We start from the raw sequence: 1,347 nt of genomic DNA, 5'->3' as shown, positions 1-1,347 counted from the left end.
CACTGCTCCCTTGTTCCGCCGGCCGGTGTCGGTGGCGAGGTGGACGGGTTCCGCGTGCGGGCCCATGTCCCGCGGGTGTTCCTGCGTCGAGGCCAGGATCTCCGCGATGTGCACCGGGCGAACGCCGGCGCCCTGACGGGAGATCGTGCCGCCGATGTGCATCAGGCAGGAGTTGTCCGCCGCGCACAGCACCTCGGCCCCGGTCGCCTCGGCATGTCGCACCTTGTCGGCGCCCATCGCCGCGGACACGTCCGGGTTCTTGACCGCGAAGGTGCCGCCGAAGCCGCAGCACTCCTCCGCGCCGGGCAGTTCGATCAACTCCAGTCCCCGCACCGCCTCAAGGAGTCGGCGCGGCCGCTCGCCCAGCCGGAGCAGCCGCAGTCCGTGGCACGTCGGATGGTAGGTGACCGAGTGCGGGAAGTACGCCCCGACGTCCGTCACCCCGAGCACGTCCACCAGGAACTCGGTCAGCTCGTACGTCTCCGGGACCGCGGCCGGCGCGACCACCGTCCCTGCGCCCCGGCCCTCGGCGCGGGCCCGCTCCCCGAGCTGCGGGTAGATGTCGCGGACCATGGCCGCGCACGACCCGGACGGGGTGACGACGGCGTCGTAGCCGGCGAAGACCTCGGCGTAGTGGCGGGCCAGCGGCTCGGCCTGGTGCCGGTAGCCGGTGTTGTAGTGCGCCTGTCCGCAGCAGGTCTGGGCCGTTGGGAAGTCCACCTCCACACCGAGGCGTTCCAGCAGGGTCACCACGGCCTGTCCGGTGCGCGGGTAGAGCATGTCGTTGACGCATGTGAGGAACAATGCGACCCGCATCGTGGCTCCCTCGGTTCGTTCGGGTGGGACAGGGGACAGGGGACGGGGGACGGGGGACGGGCAGGGGACGGAGACGCGGGACTCACGAAGTGGACCCGGGTTCGAGCGACGGGTCCGGTTCCGGGCCCGACAGCGGCCCGCGCACCGCGGCGTCGGCTGCGTCCCAGGCCCGCCGGTCTCCTTGCGGGCTGTACCGGCGCAGGTGCTGGGTGTCGGCGACGAGTCGCCGCATGTCCGCCAGGTCGCCGACCAGCCCGTGGGCGCGGGCCTGGACCAGGATGTTGCCGATTGCGGTCGCCTCGGTGGGCCCGGCGACGACCGGCAGCCCGGTGGCATCGGAAGTCAGCTGGCACAGCAGGTCGTTGCGGCTGCCGCCGCCGACCAGATGGATGTGGGTGATGTCGCGTCCGGCCAGTTCCGCGGCGCGGCGCAGGACCCGGCGATGGGCCAGCGCCAGGCTCTCCAGGATGCAGCGGACGATCGCGCCCCGGCTGGAGGGTGGCCGCTGCCCCGTCCGTACGCAATGGTCGG

The 1,347-nt window shown here is 72.8% G+C and carries 2 protein-coding genes; both read right to left on the bottom strand.

The window, feature by feature from the left end; genetic code table 11:
- A partial coding sequence (locus GA0115240_RS02400) for a (Fe-S)-binding protein (RefSeq protein WP_093734976.1) occupies positions 1-816 on the bottom strand: 816 nt, incomplete at its 3' end.
- Positions 817-898: 82 nt separating this feature from the next.
- A partial coding sequence (locus GA0115240_RS02395; protein ID WP_256069477.1) for an FGGY-family carbohydrate kinase occupies positions 899-1,347 on the bottom strand: 449 nt, incomplete at its 5' end.

It is taken from the genome of Streptomyces sp. DvalAA-14, from assembly GCF_900091855.1.
GTDB lineage: Bacteria > Actinomycetota > Actinomycetes > Streptomycetales > Streptomycetaceae > Actinacidiphila.
This window is presented reverse-complemented; position numbering and strand designations above follow the sequence as displayed.